We start from the raw sequence: 19,884 nt of genomic DNA, 5'->3' as shown, positions 1-19,884 counted from the left end.
ACATTAAGGTAAGTTGTATATGAAAATTTTAGTTACTGGCGTCGCGGGTTTTATTGGTGCACATACCGCCCGACAACTTTTAGACAAAGACATTGAAGTCGTTGGTATCGATAATATGAACGATTATTACGATACTACACTCAAAGATGCACGCATCGATTGGGTAAAAAGCCACAAGCAGTCGCAAAAATTTACTTATATTAAAATGGACGTAAGTGATAGAAGCGCGATTGAAAACTTATTTGCCGAACATAAGTTTAATCGCGTAATCCATTTAGCAGCGCAAGCTGGTGTGCGTTTTTCAATTACTAACCCCCATGCTTATGTCGATTCTAACTTGGTGGGCTTTGTTAATATTTTAGAAGGTTGCCGACACAATAAGGTTGAGCACTTGTGCTATGCCTCTAGTAGCTCTGTTTACGGTGCCAATGAATCTATGCCGTTCTCGGTTGAGGATTCGGTTGACCATCCTGTTTCACTTTATGCAGCAAGTAAAAAGGCAAACGAACTCATGGCACATACCTATAGTCATTTGTACAATTTGCCAACGACCGGTTTGCGCTTTTTTACCGTTTATGGCCCATGGGGCCGACCAGATATGGCGCCGTTTAAGTTCACCAAAGCGATCAGTGAAGACCAGCCAATTGATGTCTACAACTATGGCGAGCACAGGCGTGATTTCACCTACATTGACGACATCGTTGAAGGCGTGATTCAAACCACGATGCATATTGCTGCACCAAACGAGCAATGGGATGCTAAATCTCCTAGCCCAAGCAGCAGTAAAGCACCTTATAGAGTTTATAACATTGGTGCTCAAACACCTGTGCATTTGCTCACGTTCATTGAAACTATCGAAAAGGCGTTGGGCAAAACAGCTCAGAAAAACTTGTTGCCTATGCAGCCAGGCGACGTGCCTGATACCTATGCAGACGTAGAGTCGTTAGTTGATGCCGTGGGATACCGCCCAAGTACGAGCTTAGATGAAGGTATTGAAGCGTTTGTCGCGTGGTATAAAGACTTCTATAAAGGCTAAAATTCAAAGCAATACCTTGTTGCTTTAACATGTTTCGCAGTACAATAAAAAAGCCAGGCACTTCACATGATTTGCCTGGCTTTTTTGTTGGCATTTTTTTGTTGGTATTTTTTTGTCGAAAATAAAGGAGCATGTATTTAAGTATACATGCTCATATCTAGCGGCTAGCCTTAAGACTCACTCTTATGAAAAGCACGCGCTATCCTATCTTCCAAATAGCGCTTGTGGATCTTACTCGCATTGTTGCCTCTCGAATTATCAACTAGCTTGGCAACGCGCCTTAACTCACTGGTAGCGGTCGCTTGCGTGATGGTATCGTAGGGGCTACTGGCTTCAAGACCCGATGCCGCAATGAGTCTTTCTACATATTCAACTTGCAGCTGTTGACGGTAGCTATTTACGTTACTTTTAATATCAGCACTAAACATTCCGTTAGTGAGGTCTACCATCATTTTGTCTAGCGTATATTCGTTTCCAAATAGCGCTGTATCGGTAATCCGCATAGTCACATTAGGATGCAGTAAATGATCTAGAACACGCTTTTGTGTGGCCAATAACATCTCATGAATTTTCGGAGACTCATCACGTGCCCAGCCATTGAAACCTCTGCGCTGACGTTGCAGGTAAGCATATAAAGGTTCTAAGCTACTAATAGCATCAGGCGCAAAAAAGTAGGTGTTTAAAGTATCCATTGCTTTTTTCTGATAGTCCGCAGGTACTGGCGTAAGTGGCTGGGTGTAGCCTTCTTGCCCAACCATAGCGCGGTTCAAGTAGACACCACCAATGTAACGACTCACCACCGAAGCCTGGCTACCAAACTCTCTAAATAAGATATTGACGCCAACGACCAAGTCGTTATGTGAACGACCGTCAACAAGCAGTTTGTCTTTTAGTTTTCCTGCTGAGTCTTTTACTAACTCAAAACGATCTGCTGCGTATTCAACGGCATCGTTTGACATGTCGTATATATTAATACGAGGGTCTACGTGTCGCCCAGGTGCGCGCATATCATCAGCGTCGTTACCAAAGGCGAGATCTGGCTCGGTAGAGCGATTTAGTATTTTACTTAGTCTCTCTTCTTCAGCTTTTGGGTCTGCTAAGGGCGCAGAATAACCATATTCAATAACCCAGTCATCGTAAGGCCCTGGTTTCTCTGTATAGAAATCGCCTTGTTCCATGCCTACTGGCGCATAGTTTACAGCAGGATAATCCATCACCGAACCGGCTAAAATACCTTGGGTAACGCTGATATCATGAGCTTCTTTTGGCCCATGCATTTGCGTTGCCATCATATTGTGGTTTAGGCCTAATGTGTGGCCCACTTCATGCAAAATTAAGTAGTACATTGATTGGCGTAACAAGCGATCTTTTTCAATATCTCCCATTCCGTCAGCTATACCAGCGTATTGCGCGAATTGTTTACTCATCGCTAACTCATGGCCGAGTGAACAATAGTTCATGCTATTTGCGTTTATATCACTTTGCGGTAGTGAGGCTGCAAGGCTTGAGTGGCCATCGGTAAGCATTTTTTTGGCCAACCATCTACCCTGTAAAAAGCTATACTCAAGCATGATATCAGCTGCCAATATTTCACCGGTTAAGGGATGCGCTACGCTTGGGCCATAGCCACCAAAAGGCGGATTAGGAGAAGAAGTCCAACGAAGCACGTTATAGCGCACATCATCAGCGCTCCATGTTGCATCATCGGGCTGAATTTTCACTTCAATGGCGTTACTAAAACCAGCTTTCTCAAACGAACTATTCCATGCCAGCGTTGCATTTTTGATGGTGTCGCGCCATTCTATTGGGGTTGTGTTTTCAATCCACCAAGTCATCGGTTTCACTGGGTCTGATACATCTGCATCAGGATTCTTTTTCACCAAGTTCCACTTATTGATTACATCACGGTAGTTGGTGGTTTCATAGCTGGTTAAATCATCCCTTTGCTGACCAAAATAGCCAACGCGCGGGTCATCTCTTCGTGGCTTAAAATCATTGTCAGGCACTTGTACAAAGGCATGCTGAACACTCAATGTTGTGTAGCGCTGATCTGCTATTTCAGCACCGCCCCAATTTTTAGGCGTAGCGTTTTCAAATACGTAATCAACCACAATGTGTGTGTTTTCTGGGAAGTTATTAATTTTGCTAATGCGCGACTTGTCGCTTGAAAAGCTGCCTAAGCTAAACATCTTTTCTGCTTGCTTAGGATCATCTGGCGGCATGGGGGCTATACGATGTAGCGACTCATTTTTTACTAAATCTTGTAATGAAAAAGTGAGTTTGCCATCTTCCTCATGTTTAATTTCACTTGATACAAGCACAGATTCACTGGTGTTCGCATCAGCAGCTTTACTGATGGCTTTTTTAGGATCGAAATAAAAGCTATTGGATTTAGCAACAACTTCGATTTTATTGAAATAGCGGCGAAACTCAATCAATCGAGCTTGGCGGTATTGGCCTCTAAAGGCACCCGCAGCGACAACACCGTCAACGGTTGATGCAATATATAAAAATGGCTTACCGAGATCCTCTTCTTCTATGACAACTAATCCACTGCCGTCTTTTTTGTCTCGATAGATGTTTAAGAAACCTTCATAGGCGGTTTGTTCTGCAAGGGTTTCAGCTAAAGATACTTCTTCTTTTTCTTCTTTGTCTTTCTCTTCTGCGTATGAGAGTGAACTAAATGCCATAAGTACGGCGCCAGCGATTGCCGACATCAAGACTTTGTTATGCAATTTTTTCATTTTATATGTCCGTCGTTATTATTTATGGGGGCGGGCATCTGAGTAAACTATGAGATACCTGCTTCATATATGTTAAGGAACGTTAAATTGAAAATTCCTTTATTAACATAATACACAGGCTTAAGCGCAATTACATTTTTTTTGGGAGGCTAAAAGTGTGTCGAAATGTTACACAATATGGGTAAAGCATACACTTATTCTACCAATTGAAGATCTACAAATTCTTTATAAACTGGACTAGACTGATACAAATCATGATGCTTACCACGCGCAAGAACGCTGCCTTTATCGAGTACCAAGATTTCGTCTGCATTAACCACCGTCGATAGACGGTGGGCAATGATTATCGTTGTTTTTTGCTGCATCAAAGATTCCAGTGCTTTTTTCACGAACTGTTCGCTGTTAGCATCAAGTGCGCTGGTCGCTTCATCTAATAGAAGGATAGGGCGATGGGATACGATTGCTCTGGCAATTGCAATACGTTGTTTTTGCCCGCCACTTAGCTTAACGCCACGTTCGCCTAATTCGCTGTCATAGCCATTAGGAAGTTGCTCAATAAACTCATGCGCATAGGCCATTTTAGCCGCTTCAACGATGTCTTCTTTTGTTGCATGTTGATTAGAAAAACCAATATTGTCGCTTACGCTGCCGGCAAATATCACTGCATCTTGAGGTACTAAAGCAAATTGCCTGCGCACATCATGTAAAGGGATATCTTTAATTGAGTGGCCAAATAGCTTTATTTCGCCATTGTCTACATCATAAAAACGCAACAATAATTCAAACAACGTGGATTTGCCCGCACCGCTGTGACCAACAATCGCGATTCGTTTACCATGCTGCACGTCAAAACTAACGTTTTGAATGACTTTTGTAATTTTTGGCTTTGTGGCTTCGGTATTCTTTTTGCTTAGGGGTTTGCTTAAGGGGTTGCCTAAGGCATCGCCTATTTCTGGGTAGCTAAAATCAATATTTTTAACGCTTAATGCGGTATCACTTGAAAGTGTGTCGTCAGTAGTTTTCCAAGTACTGGTGCTTTGCTTATCATATTCATTATGTATCGCGGGGACTTCTCGCATCAATTCTACAATACGCTCTGACGCGCCAGCTGCTTTTTGTAACTCGCCAATCACTTCGCTAATCGTCGCAATGGCGCCACCAGCCAGTACCGCATAAAAAACAAAGGCGGTGAGTTCGCCGGCAGTTATTTTATTGTCTATCACCATAAGGGCGCCAACATAAGCAACCACAAAAATGGCAGCCATACTAATTATCATAACAATGGCAATGAGCAGGGCTCTAAAATGGATGCGTTTACGCGCTTGCTGCATTACATCTTCAACCTTGTCGGCAAATGAATGACTACTCACAGACTCATGATTATAGGCTTGTACGGTATGAATCTCGTGCAATGACTCATCTATCATGCCGCCAACTTGTGCAACTTTATCTTGGCTTAGTTTGCTGTGTACTCGTACTTTGTTTCCTAGTATTCGTATGGGAATAAGCATCAGCGGTACGGCAATAAATACAAGCACGGTAAGCGTCAAGCTTGTAAAAGACATTAGTATTAAGGCACCAATGAACATCACTAAGGAGCGCAGCGCCATCGATACGCCTGTACCTACTACCGATTGCAACAAGGTTGTGTCACTGGTGAAGCGTGAGATGATTTCACCTGTTCGGGTATTTTCAAAAAAGCCCGGCGTTAAGGTTAGCAAATGAGAAAATAGGCTTTTACGAATGTCGGCACATACTCTTTCGCCTAACCACACCATCCAATAAAAACGAAAATAGGTCGCAATACTGCCAAAAACGACAACGCCTAAAACAACAACCAAGGCCTGCTCTAAAGCCTCTTTATTGCTGGCTACAAAACCTTGGTCAATTACATATTTTACGCCTTGACCTAGCAATAACCACGCGAGCGAACTCAGCATTAATGCGGTTAATGCAATGGCGACCTGCTTTTTGTAAGGGCGTAAATGACCAAATAACCATTTGATGATGGCACGACTGCTTTGTGTGGCTTTAGTTTTAGTGGCTGATTTTGTAATGGGGAACTTCCTAAGTTAGCAACGAATGTAGATTGCGCTTGGCCTCGATGCAAAGGTTTTCTACACACTTGCTTTAGGATATGGGGTTACTTATGCGTTTTCCAATCTATCTCTGTAGAAAGAAGTAGTTCCCTTAGTGATAGGGCTCTTGGTATGCCTTTTCCTCTAACGTTCCAACAATGCCCCGCGCATGCAGCGGCTAAAATACTTTTAGTTGGTTTGAGTAATAAATACTTTGCTTGTTTTGGGACTATGTCAAAATACTCACCACTTTTCGAAAACCAACCAAATTTATTTAAATGTAATCTGTCAGACTGCATAATATCAATACAATCTAACTCTATGTGTTGGCCTCCCATCGATTCTACATAGACCGGAACAACATCACCTAATTTGGCAATTTTGGTATACCACTGCAAGGTGCGGTCGGTGGTTTGGGAACTTAGTGGGCATTTCGCACTTTGTTTGGATTGCCAACTGCCGTTATGCACATCAACAGAAATAGGCGCATTACCTTCAAGCAATTGCATAGTTGCATTTTTAATGTGATGCGTAAGGCCTTTAAGTTTGCGCTTTAACAGGCTAGGGTCGCTTATTGTACTATTCGCTAAGACTTGTAATTCTCGTTCATATAACGCATTACTTAACTCAGCAAAGTTTGGGTATTTTGCTGATAGGGTAAAAATGTCTATTTGGTGAGTGTCTTCGTGTAAAGCCATGGATATGTTAGTGCGTACTCAGCTATTGTTGATTCATGCATAAATGGTAGCGCTGCGCTAAGCATTGCTTACCAAGCCCCTTAGTATAAGCGCAATGATACAAGAAGTACTAGAGTTGCTGATTAAATAGATCCAAATTATTCAAAAACTTTGGAGCGGTTTACTTAAATTTCAGCTATAAAAAAACCATCCAAATTGAGTATCAGGATGGTTTTTTTAATTAGGTAAGATGACTAGATTTTAGTGACCTTTGATTTCACTGCGACCATTGTAAAGTGCATCGCCACCAAGTTCTTCTTCAATTCTTAGAAGTTGGTTGTATTTGGCTACGCGATCAGAACGGCATAAAGAACCTGTCTTAATTTGACCGGCGGCTGTACCTACTGCTAAATCAGCGATGGTAGCGTCTTCTGTTTCACCGCTACGATGTGAGATTACTACGGTAAAACCAGCATCTTTGGCCATTTTTATCGCGTTTAAGGTTTCGGTAAGTGAGCCAATTTGATTGAACTTAATCAAGATACTGTTACCAACACCATTGTCGATGCCGCGCTTTAATATTTTTGTATTAGTTACAAATAAATCGTCGCCAACCAACTGCGCTTTATCACCTAATATTTTAGTTAGATATGCCCAACCATCCCAATCACTTTCGTCCAAACCATCTTCTATTGAAGCGATTGGATATTTAGCGGTAAGGTCGGCTAGATAATCACTAAAACCGTTTGAATCGAATGACTTGTCTTCACCACCTAATACATATTTGCCGCCTTTGTAAAACTCAGAGGCTGCGCAATCAAGAGCAAGTAAAATATCTTCATTCATTTTATAGCCAGCATCTTCAACTGCGGTAACAATGATTGAAAGCGCTTCAGCATTTGAGGTTAAGTTTGGTGCAAAACCGCCTTCATCACCAACCGCTGTGCTTAAGCCTTTAGCGTTTAGTAGCTTTTTGAGGCTATGAAAAATCTCAGCGCCCATTCTTAAGGCTTCTTTAAAGCTTTTTGCGCCAACAGGCTGAATCATAAACTCTTGAATATCAACGTTATTGTCAGCATGCTCGCCGCCGTTAATAATATTCATCATGGGTACAGGCATTGAATATTGGCCAGATGTCCCATTGATGTCAGCGATGTGCGCGTATAACGGCTTTTTAACACTAATAGCTTGCGCTTTTGCGACAGCTAAAGAAACCGCTAATATTGCATTCGCACCTAAGTTTTCTTTGTTTTCAGTGCCATCTAAATCAATCATAATATGGTCAACTTTGGCTTGATCAGCTGCGTCTTGACCTATAATAGCGGCAGCGATTTTATCATTAATGGCGCTAACTGCTTTAAGTACACCTTTTCCTAAATAGCGAGCTTTGTCACCATCACGCAATTCAAGGGCTTCACGAGAGCCTGTTGAAGCTCCTGAAGGAGCTGCAGCGCGGCCCATTGCACCACATTCTAAATAAACGTCGGCTTCTACGGTGGGGTTGCCTCTAGAATCTAGTATTTCGCGTCCAACTATTCGGCTAATTTTGGCCATTGGTTTTCCTTTTGTTCGTTAGCTAATTAATGATTTTCTTTCTTGTACACACCGGCGGCGGCAACAAACCCTGTAAACAAAGGATGCCCGTCACGCGGTGTTGAATTAAACTCTGGGTGAAACTGTCCTGCTACATAAAACGGATGATCTTCTAGCTCTATGACTTCAACAAGGGCTTTGTCGGTTGATAGTCCACTCACTTTTAGCCCTGCGTTTTCTATGTCTTCGCGTAGGTTATTATTTACTTCATAACGGTGGCGATGGCGTTCATAAATTTCAGTCGCCCCATATACTTGCGCAACCTTTGAGTCTGGTACTAAGTGACAAAGCTGACTTCCCAAACGCATTGTACCACCTAAATCAGTACTAACATCTCGGATCTCTTTGCTACCGTCAGCATCAAGCCATTCTGTGATTAAGCCAACCACTGGATAAGGGGTATCGTGATCAAATTCAGTACTGTTCGCTTTCTCCATGCCAGCGACATTACGAGCGTACTCTATGTACGCAACCTGCATGCCTAAACATATGCCAAGGTAGGGGACGTTATTAATACGGGCGTAGTTTGCTGCGGCAATTTTCCCTTCAATACCGCGTTCGCCAAAGCCGCCAGGGACTAATATCGCGTCAAGGTTAGTGAGGATATGCGCGCCTTTGGTTTCAATATCTTGTGAATCTATATGCTTGATATTAACCGTTAATCGATTTTTAAGCCCCGCATGTTTTAAAGCTTCATTTACTGATTTGTAGGCATCTGGAAGTTCGACGTATTTTCCAATCATACCAATGTTAACTTCATCTGTTGGGTTTGACTCGGCGTATAATACTTGTTCCCACTCTGTCAAATCGGCTTCTGGGCAGTCATAGCCAAAACGTTTAACGACTAATTCATCCATTCCTTGTGCTTTAAGTGCTGCGGGAATACGGTAAATGCTGTCTGCATCACGTAAAGAAATAACCGCTTTTTCCACAACATTTGTAAATAGCGCAATTTTGCTGCGCTCATTATTAAGTAGAGGAACTTCAGAGCGGCAAACTAAAATGTCAGGTTGTATGCCTACCGAACGCAGTTCTTTAACGCTGTGCTGAGTTGGTTTGGTTTTGGTTTCACCTGAGGCCGCCAAAAATGGCACTAAAGTCAAATGCATGAACATGGTATGGTCGCGACCACGCTCAACGCCAAGCTGCCTGATAGCTTCAATAAAAGGCTGTGACTCAATATCACCAACCGTACCGCCAATTTCGACAATGGCAATATCGTAGCCTTCGGCACCCGCAATAATGCGGCGCTTAATTTCGTTGGTAATATGCGGGATAACCTGAATTGTCGCGCCTAAGTAATCGCCGCGGCGTTCACGTTTTATGACTTCTTCGTATATGCGGCCGGTGGTAAAGTTATTACGGCTGGTCATGCGAGTACGAATAAAGCGTTCGTAATGGCCTAAATCCAAATCGGTTTCGGCCCCATCGTCAGTAACAAATACTTCGCCATGTTGAATAGGGCTCATGGTGCCTGGATCAACATTAATATATGGGTCTAGTTTTAGCATGGTTACATTTAGCCCACGGGCTTCTAAAATAGCAGCGAGCGATGCTGCGGCTATTCCTTTCCCAAGCGATGAAACAACACCACCTGTGACGAAAATATAATTTGTCATCTTGTTCCTAGCAATTAGCGTTATGAAGAGCGGTGTTACTGTTTACATTAGCGCTTAATAGATTGAATAATATAGAAAAATTCAAACCCAAAGCGTTTAAGCTTTAGCCTAATAATAAACGGAAAACACACAAAATTAAGGCGACTTGAATACCGCCTTTGTTGGAACAATAGTATACCTACATTTACCGTATTTAGTAAATCAAAAATCACAGCAAAACGTGATTTAGTCTGTGTTGCTATTTACTGTTTTTTTCCGCCAGTCGTGTTTTCAATTGATACAGTACAGCCTGTGTTTCGCGAGGACTTAAGGAATCTAAATCGAGGGCATTTATTGAGGCCTCTAGCCAATGTGGTTCATCAAGGGCGATGCTCAATTGACGGTGCGAGTCACCTTCAGTGTTTTGATGGTTTTCTGGCGTTTTGGCGCTTGACCTATCCTTGGGGGTCAATGGCTTGCTTTCTTCTAGCTCTTGCAACTTTTGCTTTGCGGCTTCAATAACATGTGCGGGAACGCCCGCTAGTTTGGCGACTTGTATGCCAAAACTTCCGCTTGCCGCACCTTGTTCAACTTTATGCATAAATTTAATATCGTCACCATGTTCAAGCGCAGTCACGTGCACATTTTCAACCGAGGGGATATGCTTTGCCAACTCGGTTAGTTCGAAGTAATGGGTAGCAAACAATGTAAAACTTTTCGTTTGCTGCGCTAGTTGTTGGGCGCAAGCCCAGGCCAACGACAGGCCATCATAAGTGCTTGTGCCACGGCCAATCTCATCCATTAATACCAGACTATTGGCCGTTGCGTTATGCATTATGTTGGCAGTTTCGGTCATCTCTACCATGAAGGTTGAACGGCCAGAGGCAAGGTCATCGGCAGCGCCAATGCGTGTAAATATTTGATCCACTGGGCCAATTTTTGCATCGCTAGCAGGCACAAAACACCCTATATAGGCAAGTATGACAATCAAAGCAGTTTGCCGCATATAGGTAGACTTACCCCCATATTCGGGCCTGTTACCATGAGCATTCTTTGTTTGTCATCCATAAATAAAGGATTGGCAATGAAGGGGCCTTGCATTACTTTCTCAACAACTAAGTGGCGACCGTTGTTATACGACAGCGTATTGTCTAAGACTAATTCAGGTTGATGTAAATTTAGGCTTTGCGCGCAAAACGCAAAGTTAGTCATCACATCCAATTTTGCAATATAGCTTGCGCTATTTAACAAGGCCGGTAATTGGGCTATAACGTCGTCAAATAAGCTTTCATATAAGCGTTTTTCTAAGGCTAGGGCGCGGCTTTGACTCGTTAACACTTTATCTTCGTGTTCCTTTAATTCAGGAATGATGTAGCGTTCGTTATTTTTTAAGGTTTGCCGGCGAATATAGTCGGGCGGCACTTGCATGCTATTTGCGCGGCTAACTTCAATATAAAAGCCATGTACTTTGTTGTAATTAACTTTGAGGGTACTAATGCCAGTGCGTGCGCGCTCTCTTTCTTCTAATTGATTAAGGTAGCCTGTTGCGCCGTCTGCAAGATCACGAAGATGATCCAACTCTTCGTTAAAGCCGGGTTTAATAACACCGCCATCTCTGATAACCACGGGCGGATTTTCAATAATCGCATTTTCAAGGAGCGTACAAAGTTCTGGAAAAGTCTTTATTTGCGCTTGGTAGTGGGCTATGTGACTGTCTACATCATCTATCAAGCTCTGTTGTTTAGCGCAGCTCTGACTCGCTAAAGTATCTATTGCTTTGAGCTTCTCTTGTAAGCTAGGCAAGCTTGCGAGTGCTATTGATAAACGCGCAAAATCCCTTGGTCTAGCGCTTCTTAAAGCCATCCTTGCTAGGACTCTTTCTATATCGCCAATCTGTTTTAGAATGTCTTGAAATGCTTCTATATCACTCGACAACAGACTATTTATGGTTTTGTGCCGTTCAGCAATTTCACTTTGGCTAGTACTGGGCCGGTGCAAATAACGCTGAAGCAAGCGAGAGGCCATATTGGTTGATGTGTGATCAATCGCCCAAAGTAAGGTGTGTTCTGTTGAGCCCGATAAGTTACGAGTAAGTTCCAAATTTTGTTGCGTGGCCGCATCCATTAATAAGCTGTCACTTAAAGACTCTTGGTGAATTGCATTAATGTGCACCAACTGTGTACGCTGGGTTTCGTTGATATATTGCAATACGCATCCTGCGCTGCAAATACCCACAGCCTTGTCATTCACTCCAAAGCCATCTAAGTTATGGGTGTTAAATTGCTGCGTCAACTTTGAAATAGCCGTTTGGCGGTCAAATTCCCATTCTGGTCTTTTGCGCTTTCCTTTAATACTTGCCAGCAAATGCTCGAAACTTGCGCCTTCAGGGTAGAGCAGTTCCGATGGTTTTATACGCGCCAAATTGGCTTGTAGTGCTTGCTCTGAGAAGCAGTCTAAAAAGTTAAAGCGACCAGAAGCGAGCTCTATATAAGCGATGCCAAAAATATTCTTTCTATCTTGGCTCTTAGCTTTGGCACTATATACCGCAGCAAGAATGGATTCACTGCGTTCCTCTAGCAAGGCTTCGTCAGTAACGGTCCCAGGGGTGATTATCCGCATTACTTTGCGATCCACAGGGCCTTTTGAAGTCGCGGGGTCGCCTATTTGTTCACATATAGCGACCGATTGCCCCATTTTGACTAATTTCGCTAAGTAGTTTTCTGCCGCATGATATGGCACGCCAGCCATTGGAATGGGGTCGCCATTGGCTTTGCCACGAGCGGTTAAGGAAATATTTAGCAGCTGTGAAGCTTGCTTTGCATCATCAAAAAACAATTCATAAAAATCACCCATGCGGTAAAAAAGCAGCTGGTTTGGATGCTCTGCCTTTATTTTTAGGTATTGAGTCATCATGGGCGTGTGTTGGGGTTTAGTTGGCATCGTTTATTATTATCTTTTTATATGTCTAGAAAACAAACGCCTTAAACTTGCCGCGCAAATTCGCATTTGTTAAATCGTATTCAATGCGTGTATTCTATGAGAATTACTGGCAACTAAAAAGATGTAGTCTTGATTAACTTCACAATAAATCAAAAAAATGAGCTTGCCCATACGCTTGGCGAGCTTTTGTTAGCGCAAAATCTATCTGTTACTAGCATTGAATCCTGCACCGGTGGTGGGCTTGCAAGCGCAATTACGGAAGTAGCCGGTTCGTCGCAGTGGTTCAACCAATCGTGGGTAACTTATTCGAACGCGGCCAAACATAGCTTGGTTGGAGTTGCGCAAAGTACCTTGGATACATTTGGCGCGGTTTCACAAGAAGTGGTCATAGAAATGGCAGAAAAAGGGGCAGCGCTTGCTCACGCAGACTTGGCAGTATCTATTAGTGGTGTTGCTGGGCCGGGTGGTGGTAGCCCTGAAAAACCTGTTGGTTTTGTGTGGTTTGCTATTGCAGGAAGGGGTGTTGGGCAAACCTTAAGTTTTAATCGCCGCTTTAGTGGAGACCGCAGCCAAGTCCGAGAGCAAGCCATCTTATTGGCGCTACAAAAACTGATCCAATGCCTAGCTGACTAATCTTTATTCCCTTTGATAACATATACAGTGTGATAGCGAGGTACAGAAGCTTTTATATCTAAGTGTTATCGCAATCGAGTTATCGTTTTATCATTTTTTTATTAGTTTAATACGAACAAAAACAGAGACTTAAATAAATAATTCAAATAAGTTATTGAAACTGTATGATTATACAGTATACTTGCGATATAAATGATTGCATGGGCTTGCGGGTAACTAGATATAAGCACATACAACGCTCGTTTACAGAAACACTAGATATGTCTATGCAACTGCAAGTCACACGATCTGGTAACAACATAAAAATATTTGGGAAACAATCATGAAAGCAGATACGAATAGAAATGATGCATTAAACGCAGCCATGTCACAAATTGAAAAACAATTTGGTAAAGGGTCAATCATGAAGCTGGGCGAAAACCGGACCATGGATGTTGAGACCATCTCTACGGGTTCTCTTGGCCTTGATATTGCGCTAGGTGCTGGTGGTTTACCAATGGGGCGTATCGTTGAAATTTACGGCCCTGAATCGTCAGGTAAAACAACGCTAACCCTTGAGGTTATCGCATCTGCGCAAAAAGAAGGTAAAACCTGCGCCTTTGTCGATGCAGAGCATGCACTTGACCCAATATACGCCGAAAAGCTTGGTGTTAACATTAATGAGCTTTTAGTTTCGCAGCCAGATACAGGTGAACAAGCTTTAGAAATATGTGACATGCTAACAAGATCAGGCGCGGTTGATGTAATTGTTGTCGATTCGGTTGCAGCACTTACCCCTAAAGCGGAAATAGAAGGCGACATAGGCGACTCTCACATGGGCCTAGCGGCACGTATGATGTCTCAAAGTATGAGAAAGCTTACCGGTAACTTAAAACGTAGCAACACTATGCTTATCTTCATAAACCAAATTAGGATGAAAATTGGCGTTATGTTTGGTAACCCTGAAACGACAACGGGTGGTAATGCGCTTAAGTTCTACGCTTCTGTACGCTTAGATATACGCAGAACCGGTGCAATCAAGGATGGCGATGAAGTTGTAGGAAATGAAACACGCGTTAAAGTTGTTAAAAATAAAATTGCGCCGCCATTTAAACAGGCTGAGTTCCAAATCATCTACGGTCTTGGCATTAGCAAAGAAGCAGAATTAGTCGACCTTGGCGTAAAACAAAAATTAATCGACAAAGCAGGTGCGTGGTATAGCTGCAACGGCGAGCGTATTGGTCAAGGTAAAGCGAACGTTGTACAGTATTTAAAAGACAACAAAAAGCTTGCTCATGAAATTGAAGCTAAATTACGAGCTGAGTTGTTGCTTACAAAAGTTGATGCAAAAGCTGAGGCTCCAGCAGAAGCGAGCGAAAAAGCATAAACAACATTGCGAAAGTGGCGACAGTAGAGTTGCTCTAAGCTTAAGCTAAAAATGTTTCCCCAAATGCTTGAGCTCTTACCCCGCTTGAATTTATATAATTTAGCGGGGTTTTTTGTGCCTACTTATTGATGAAGGCTACCTTACTAACTAAAGATTATTCTTTAAAATCGATGCGCTGCAGGCTATTGGTCCAATTTTCAGGAAACTTACCTTGCAGAACATAAGAAAAGGCAATTAATTCAGCTATTACATGGTAAAGGCCTTCTGGTATTTCTTGGCCTAAATCTAATTGCCCCAACATTTCACTAAGCTCATCATCTTGATGAATTAGGACGCCGTGCTGCTGTGCTAAAGCTATGATTTCTTCGGCAACGCTACCTTGTCCTTTCGCGACTATTTTGGGCGCGGCTTTTTTATGAGCCGCGACGCTTTCTTGCTGATACTTTAACGCTACAGCCTTTACTGATTGCTTCGTACTGTTTGATTTATACATAGGCTTGCACAACCTGATAATCTGTTTTAAACAGGGTCTCGGGAATTTTACCCAAAAAGCACTTGGGGCTTACCGATAATCCCAAACTCGTTAGGCGCTTATCTAAAAGCGGTAAAAAGGTCAGGATCTTTTCTTTTAAGGCTTCATTTGACGCATATAAATTAAGGTCAACGTTATCGTTTGCCAGTTTGACTTTTGCGAGGACCTCACCCGCTTTGCCAACATCTAACTTCATGCTCAGTTGCCATGCTAGCTGGCTTTGCTGTGATTGCTCACTATGAGCTTCACGTTCTCGTTTGATAGAAATTTCAATATCTTTGTGCATTGATGAAAACATGTTGGGCAATACATAGTAGAAGCTATCTTGTTGTTGCAGACTACTTTCGGCGCTAGATAGTTTGTGCAGGCTATGATTGCTTAACACTTTATTTATTTCAGCAATTAAACTGCCTTTGGGATCTACTTTTGATAGGTCTTGTATTAATTTACTGTGATTCGTTTGTGCTTTTCCCTTTGCTTGTAGGGCAGGTAACATCTGTGAAAGCTGCGTTGACTGCAAAAGGCTATTTAGAAGTTGCGGCTGTTGAGATAGTAACTTGGCTTGTAAACTAGCCTGCAACATAGTAACAAGGCCATTTACCAATCCTCCTTGATTAGTAATAGCAGCAACACCATTGATGGGCCCACCGCTGAGCGAGGCTAGTGCCGGCGAAGCGAACAATTCTTTTATTTGTTGACTTGTTTGAGAGGATAAAAGCGTTTCTGTATCACTTCCTGCTGGCATTGCTAGTGTTGCGTCTTTTGTTTCACTTGCAGGCATATTTGCTTTGACCTGTTTGATCACGTGATTGAAAAGCTGCTGTAAATCGCCTTTTGCACTAGCACTTATAGTATTGAGGTGCTTTAACAAAGAAGGCAATGCGACAGTGCTACTTTCTGCCCTTGGCAATACCTGATTGAGCTCACGATAAATAACCGATTGCAATTTTGTGATTTTATTTGGTATTGAAAGTTCGTTATTCCCTTTGGCCACTAAATAAGAATGCAGCACTTCTTTGATTTGCTGACTGGCGACTGCGTTAGCCTTATTATCAACAGTGTTAGTTGCCGTCGCTGAAGCATGATTGGTTTTATTGTGGAGTTCACTGTGTTCAGGACTTTTAAACAAAATAGGCGCTGAAACTTTCCCGGCCGCCGGCACATCTTGTAGGCCTGAAAGGTAAGTGTTTTCTATGGTAATAGTGACGGGTTTTGCAGTTAAGCTTACTTGAATCTGATTTGTATTATTTTGATTTTGTGCCACAAGTATAATTGCCTTGTGAAGGGCTTCTGGCTTTATTCCTTGCACAAGATGTTGCTTAATTGACGCCCCTAAGGCCGTCAAGTTTTGCGTACTCACGTCAAGCACAATTCCTTTATGCAAATTAGGCGAGTGCGGTGAAACCACAATTGACGATATCGCTTGTTTAATTTGTTTTACCTGACTTTGTAAAACGACATTGAGCTCAGCAATTGCCTGCTTGCTTAGCGAAGCTTGGGGCGATTCGCTCAACATTAGCTTACTAAGAAACTTGTTTTCGTTGTTAGTATCAAATTGCAGTGAAACTTTAGGAAGGCTTGATAACAACGATGTTAGTTCTCTAGCCAAGGTGGATGAAACTGCTCCAGGTATTTTACTATTTAAAGGTAAATCCAGCGGATAGGGCTGCCTTTTGCCAATGTTGATATTAAGTCGCAAAAGCTCAGCATTTGCCGGCTCAACAACGTTTGCAGCGAGGCTTTGCGCTGGGCTTTTGAGAAACTGCGCTTGTGCGTTTGCATTTACATTGATGTTTGGCTGACCGGTGGCATTGACTATCGCCACTATTGCCTTGGCTAAATTAGCTGCTTGTAATGTATTACTCGCTATTTGTACTTGATTCAATACCAGGGGTTGGACTTTTTAATAATACTCGTTGGGAGATCTTGCCACTGCGTTGCCAACGATGTAGCCACATTTTGCAAGGCTGGACCACTTAACTTCTGTTCAAATCCATGACCGTTTTTTTCAAGAATAAAAGTCGCTGTTTGTTGGTTTGAGGTCACCAATAATAACCTGTCACCAACGACTAGTTTGGCATTAACTGTATTTTGCAGGGTATTTTTGTCTAGCAGTAGTTTTTCCCCGCTAGCTTGTGCTTGCAATAAAACTTGATTGTTTGTTACGTTAAGCACCTGCAAACTTAAGCTTTGAGCTGATGGATCGATTACTCTTTGCGCAGGTAATCCTCGCGGAGCATAGCCCGATTGCGTTGTGTCAATCACTTTTGAAAGTGATTGTATAGTTGTGTATTGCGTATCTGCCATAGCTAGCTATCGGCTCAAGAGCTAAATTTATCAAGCATTTTTACGTAAAACCTACAATTAAAACCCTAACAAATTTCGGTTTAATGGGCCGCTTGTCGCTAATTTATAAGCAGGCACCTAGGTGACTCATTTGATTCGAATCAAATCAACGGAATATTCGATTAATTTAAGGTCAGAATTGCGCCACAACTACTGCATAAGGCGATAATTTTGTGCTAGTATTCGCGGGCTTTGCAACCATACGAGATTACGCTTTGCCCATTCTATCTGCCCATCAGGTTAGCTGCGAAAAACAAGACCGAATATTGTTTCAAGATATTGACCTGTCTGTAGAAGCGGGTGAACTGATTATGCTGAAGGGTGAAAATGGTGCGGGTAAAACAAGTTTATTAAGGATACTAGTTGGCTTAAGTACGCCAAATAGTGGCAACGTTATCGTCAACGACCAGCCGCTAAATGAAGACCTCAATAGCGCCGCCGAAAATATTGTTTATGTAGGGCATAAATTGGGCTTTAGTGCTTTGCTAACGCCGGTTGAAAACTTACAATTTTATTTACGGTTAATTGGTCAAGTTGAAGCAAACGACAACACAATACTAAACGTACTGTCAATGCTAGGCCTTGATGGTTTAGAAGATTTACCTCTAAAGAATTTGTCAGCAGGACAGCAAAGAAGAGTGGCTTTAGCAAAGCTTTGGCTTAATAAGAAGGCTGTTCTTTGGGTGTTAGATGAACCTTATACTGCACTAGACGTAGCAAGCGTAAGTTTATTAGAACAACACATTGAAACATTTTTGAAGCAAAAAAATGCCGTTATCATGACATCTCATCAAGCAACAAGTATTGCCCACCAGCAGAGGATATTTGAGTTGGAGTATCTTTGGTAATGGCAAACGAGACGACATCAACGACAGTACTTGGCGATCATTCAAACAAGGGTGTAGTCGCTGCACTTCTTGCTATGGCTAAGCGTGATATGGCATTAGCCTACCGCCAGCGCGCAGAATTAATGCAACCTTTGATGTTTTTCGTCTTAGTCATTACTTTATTTCCATTGGCGCTGGGCCCAAGCCCTCAAACCTTGCAGTTGGTGAGCGGTGCAATAGTGTGGGTCGCGGCAATTTTGTCTTTGCTCATGGGGCTTGAGCGCCTATTTCGTGATGATTATCTCGATGGTAGTCTAGAACAAATGATACTTTCCCCTACACCCCTTTACATGTTGGTGTTGGTCAAAGTGCTTGCCCATTGGCTAGTCAGCATTGTTCCGCTACTGATTATCTCTCCCTTGCTTGCGCTGTTTTTGAATATGACCCAAGTCATGTACACAACACTTATTGTTACTTTATTGCTTGGTACCCCTATCATTAGTTTGGTGGGTGCTATTGGCGTTGCTTTAACCGTTGGCTTGCAGCGTTCTGGCGTGCTAGTGGCACTGCTGCTTATTCCCCTATTTATACCGTTACTAATATTTGCCACCTCGGCAATAGAATACGCATCGATGAATTTACCTATTGCGCAACTCCTTGGTATTATGGCATCGATGCTTTTATTCACGTTGGCGCTGTCGCCAGCGGTCATCGCTTATTCATTAAAGGTAAGTCAAAACTAATGTTGAAATGGATTAACTCATACGCGCAGCCTGAAAAAGCCTATGGCGCTTGCAATACGCTACTACCTTATTTTGTCGTAGTTTTATGCGTATGCTTTCCGCTTGGGACTATTTGGGGATTAGCCTATGCGCCAACGGATTACCAGCAGTTTGATGTTTACCGCATTATTTATATTCATGTACCCAGCGCCACCTTATCATTGAGTACCTACGTAGCAATGGCGACTGCTGCCTTTGTAGGCATTGTATGGCAATGGCGTAGCGCATTTATGACGATGATGGCATTGGCGCCCATTGGCGCGGTTGTCTGTTTTATATCATTATTTACTGGGGCCGTTTGGGGAAAACCTACTTGGGGAACCTATTGGATTTGGGATGCTAGACTCACTTCTCAACTTATTCTGCTATTTTTATATTTAGGTGTGATCGCACTTTACGTTTCTTTTGATGACAAACAACAAGGTGCTAAAGCTTCTGCGGTGATGGCGATCGTGGGCGTTATCAATATCCCTATAATCAAATATTCTGTTGAGTGGTGGAATACCCTTCACCAAGGCGCCACAATCAGTAAGTTAGATAAGCCGTCTATGCCAGCGGAAATGGTGACGCCTTTAGTGATAGCGATGTTAGGTATGGCTGGCTACATCGGAACCGTTGGTTTAATAAGACTAAAAAACGAATTAATTAAACGAGATGCGCATAGACCTTGGGTTGCAAACATCTTGCAAGATGAAACTAGGGAAGCTCCAAAAATCATTCGACCATTTTGGT

13 protein-coding genes and 2 pseudogenes are annotated in these 19,884 nt (G+C 42.5%); 6 read left to right on the top strand and 9 right to left on the bottom strand.

Features of this window, described 5'->3' with window-relative positions:
- The first annotated feature begins 19 nt into the window (after positions 1-19).
- Entirely contained in the window at positions 20-1,036 is a 1,017-nt protein-coding gene (locus AC0L6H_RS19435; protein WP_473390951.1) for an NAD-dependent epimerase, read from the top strand.
- A gap of 170 nt (positions 1,037-1,206) precedes the next feature.
- On the opposite strand, the gene AC0L6H_RS19430 is transcribed toward AC0L6H_RS19435, so the two are convergent.
- The 6 genes and pseudogenes from AC0L6H_RS19430 to mutS all read right to left on the bottom strand — a co-directional run bounded on the left by AC0L6H_RS19430 (position 1,207) and on the right by mutS (position 12,666).
- Positions 1,207-3,780 carry a zinc-dependent metalloprotease gene (locus AC0L6H_RS19430; protein WP_473390950.1) on the bottom strand — a complete coding sequence of 858 codons (2,574 nt, stop codon included), beginning with the start codon at positions 3,778-3,780 and terminating at the stop codon, positions 1,207-1,209.
- Between the two features lie 194 nt (positions 3,781-3,974).
- Entirely contained in the window at positions 3,975-5,837 is a 1,863-nt protein-coding gene (locus tag AC0L6H_RS19425; RefSeq protein ID WP_473394592.1) for an ABC transporter transmembrane domain-containing protein, read from the bottom strand.
- 86 nt (positions 5,838-5,923) lie between these two features.
- Positions 5,924-6,556 carry a hypothetical protein gene (locus AC0L6H_RS19420; RefSeq protein ID WP_473390948.1) on the bottom strand — a complete coding sequence of 211 codons (633 nt, stop codon included), beginning with the start codon at positions 6,554-6,556 and terminating at the stop codon, positions 5,924-5,926.
- A 240-nt stretch (positions 6,557-6,796) separates the two neighbouring features.
- Positions 6,797-8,089 (bottom strand): phosphopyruvate hydratase, encoded by a 1,293-nt coding sequence (gene eno, locus AC0L6H_RS19415; RefSeq protein WP_473390947.1) that lies wholly within the window; start codon positions 8,087-8,089, stop codon positions 6,797-6,799.
- Between the two features lie 26 nt (positions 8,090-8,115).
- A complete protein-coding gene (locus AC0L6H_RS19410) occupies positions 8,116-9,747 on the bottom strand; it encodes a CTP synthase (RefSeq protein ID WP_473390946.1) in 1,632 nt (543 codons plus the stop codon).
- Positions 9,748-9,985: 238 nt separating this feature from the next.
- Positions 9,986-12,666: pseudogene (gene mutS / locus AC0L6H_RS19405) on the bottom strand (DNA mismatch repair protein MutS).
- A 129-nt stretch (positions 12,667-12,795) separates the two neighbouring features.
- On the opposite strand from mutS, the gene AC0L6H_RS19400 reads away from it, so the two are divergent.
- Entirely contained in the window at positions 12,796-13,299 is a 504-nt protein-coding gene (locus AC0L6H_RS19400; protein ID WP_473390945.1) for a CinA family protein, read from the top strand.
- A 322-nt stretch (positions 13,300-13,621) separates the two neighbouring features.
- Positions 13,622-14,665: a recombinase RecA gene (gene recA / locus AC0L6H_RS19395; RefSeq protein WP_473390944.1), complete on the top strand. Its 1,044-nt coding sequence runs from the start codon at positions 13,622-13,624 to the stop codon at positions 14,663-14,665.
- Positions 14,666-14,819: 154 nt separating this feature from the next.
- On the opposite strand, the gene AC0L6H_RS19390 is transcribed toward recA, so the two are convergent.
- Genes AC0L6H_RS19390 through AC0L6H_RS19380 form a run of 3 tightly spaced genes read right to left on the bottom strand, consistent with a single transcriptional unit; the run spans position 14,820 to position 17,504 of the window.
- Positions 14,820-15,158, bottom strand: a complete 339-nt coding sequence (locus tag AC0L6H_RS19390) for an EscU/YscU/HrcU family type III secretion system export apparatus switch protein (protein WP_473390942.1) — start codon at positions 15,156-15,158, stop codon at positions 14,820-14,822.
- Positions 15,151-17,082, bottom strand: a complete 1,932-nt coding sequence (locus AC0L6H_RS19385; RefSeq protein WP_473390941.1) for a flagellar hook-length control protein FliK — start codon at positions 17,080-17,082, stop codon at positions 15,151-15,153. Before AC0L6H_RS19385 ends, AC0L6H_RS19390 begins: the two co-directional genes overlap by 8 nt.
- Positions 17,079-17,504 carry a hypothetical protein gene (locus tag AC0L6H_RS19380; protein ID WP_473390940.1) on the bottom strand — a complete coding sequence of 142 codons (426 nt, stop codon included), beginning with the start codon at positions 17,502-17,504 and terminating at the stop codon, positions 17,079-17,081. The genes AC0L6H_RS19385 and AC0L6H_RS19380 overlap by 4 nt, the downstream gene beginning before the upstream one ends.
- Before the next feature lie 212 nt (positions 17,505-17,716).
- On the opposite strand from AC0L6H_RS19380, the gene ccmA reads away from it, so the two are divergent.
- From ccmA to AC0L6H_RS19365, 3 genes and pseudogenes are all read left to right on the top strand, one after another.
- The gene (gene ccmA / locus AC0L6H_RS19375; protein ID WP_473390938.1) at positions 17,717-18,391 is read left to right on the top strand and encodes a cytochrome c biogenesis heme-transporting ATPase CcmA; all 675 of its coding nucleotides are present in this window, start codon (positions 17,717-17,719) and stop codon (positions 18,389-18,391) included.
- Positions 18,392-18,465: 74 nt separating this feature from the next.
- Positions 18,466-19,113: a heme exporter protein CcmB gene (gene ccmB, locus AC0L6H_RS19370; protein ID WP_473394591.1), complete on the top strand. Its 648-nt coding sequence runs from the start codon at positions 18,466-18,468 to the stop codon at positions 19,111-19,113.
- A pseudogene (locus tag AC0L6H_RS19365) lies at positions 19,113-19,829 on the top strand (heme ABC transporter permease); the annotation flags it as partial. The gene ccmB and the pseudogene AC0L6H_RS19365, both read left to right, overlap by 1 nt.
- Between the last annotated feature and the right edge of the window lie 55 nt (positions 19,830-19,884).

This window comes from Glaciecola sp. G7-5 (assembly GCF_055808975.1).
Note: the sequence above shows the minus strand (reverse complement) of the source record. Positions and strands in the feature narration are given on the sequence as shown.

Coding starts and splice junctions, on each gene's coding strand:
- AC0L6H_RS19420 (WP_473390948.1), bottom strand. CDS start 6,556: ATGGCTTTACACGAAGACACTCACCAAATAGACATTTTTACCCTATCA.
- eno (WP_473390947.1), bottom strand. CDS start 8,089: ATGGCCAAAATTAGCCGAATAGTTGGACGCGAAATACTAGATTCTAGA.
- recA (WP_473390944.1), top strand. CDS start 13,622: ATGAAAGCAGATACGAATAGAAATGATGCATTAAACGCAGCCATGTCA.
- AC0L6H_RS19380 (WP_473390940.1), bottom strand. CDS start 17,504: ATGGCAGATACGCAATACACAACTATACAATCACTTTCAAAAGTGATT.
- AC0L6H_RS19390 (WP_473390942.1), bottom strand. CDS start 15,158: ATGTATAAATCAAACAGTACGAAGCAATCAGTAAAGGCTGTAGCGTTA.
- AC0L6H_RS19430 (WP_473390950.1), bottom strand. CDS start 3,780: ATGAAAAAATTGCATAACAAAGTCTTGATGTCGGCAATCGCTGGCGCC.
- AC0L6H_RS19435 (WP_473390951.1), top strand. CDS start 20: ATGAAAATTTTAGTTACTGGCGTCGCGGGTTTTATTGGTGCACATACC.
- AC0L6H_RS19410 (WP_473390946.1), bottom strand. CDS start 9,747: ATGACAAATTATATTTTCGTCACAGGTGGTGTTGTTTCATCGCTTGGG.
- ccmB (WP_473394591.1), top strand. CDS start 18,466: ATGGCTAAGCGTGATATGGCATTAGCCTACCGCCAGCGCGCAGAATTA.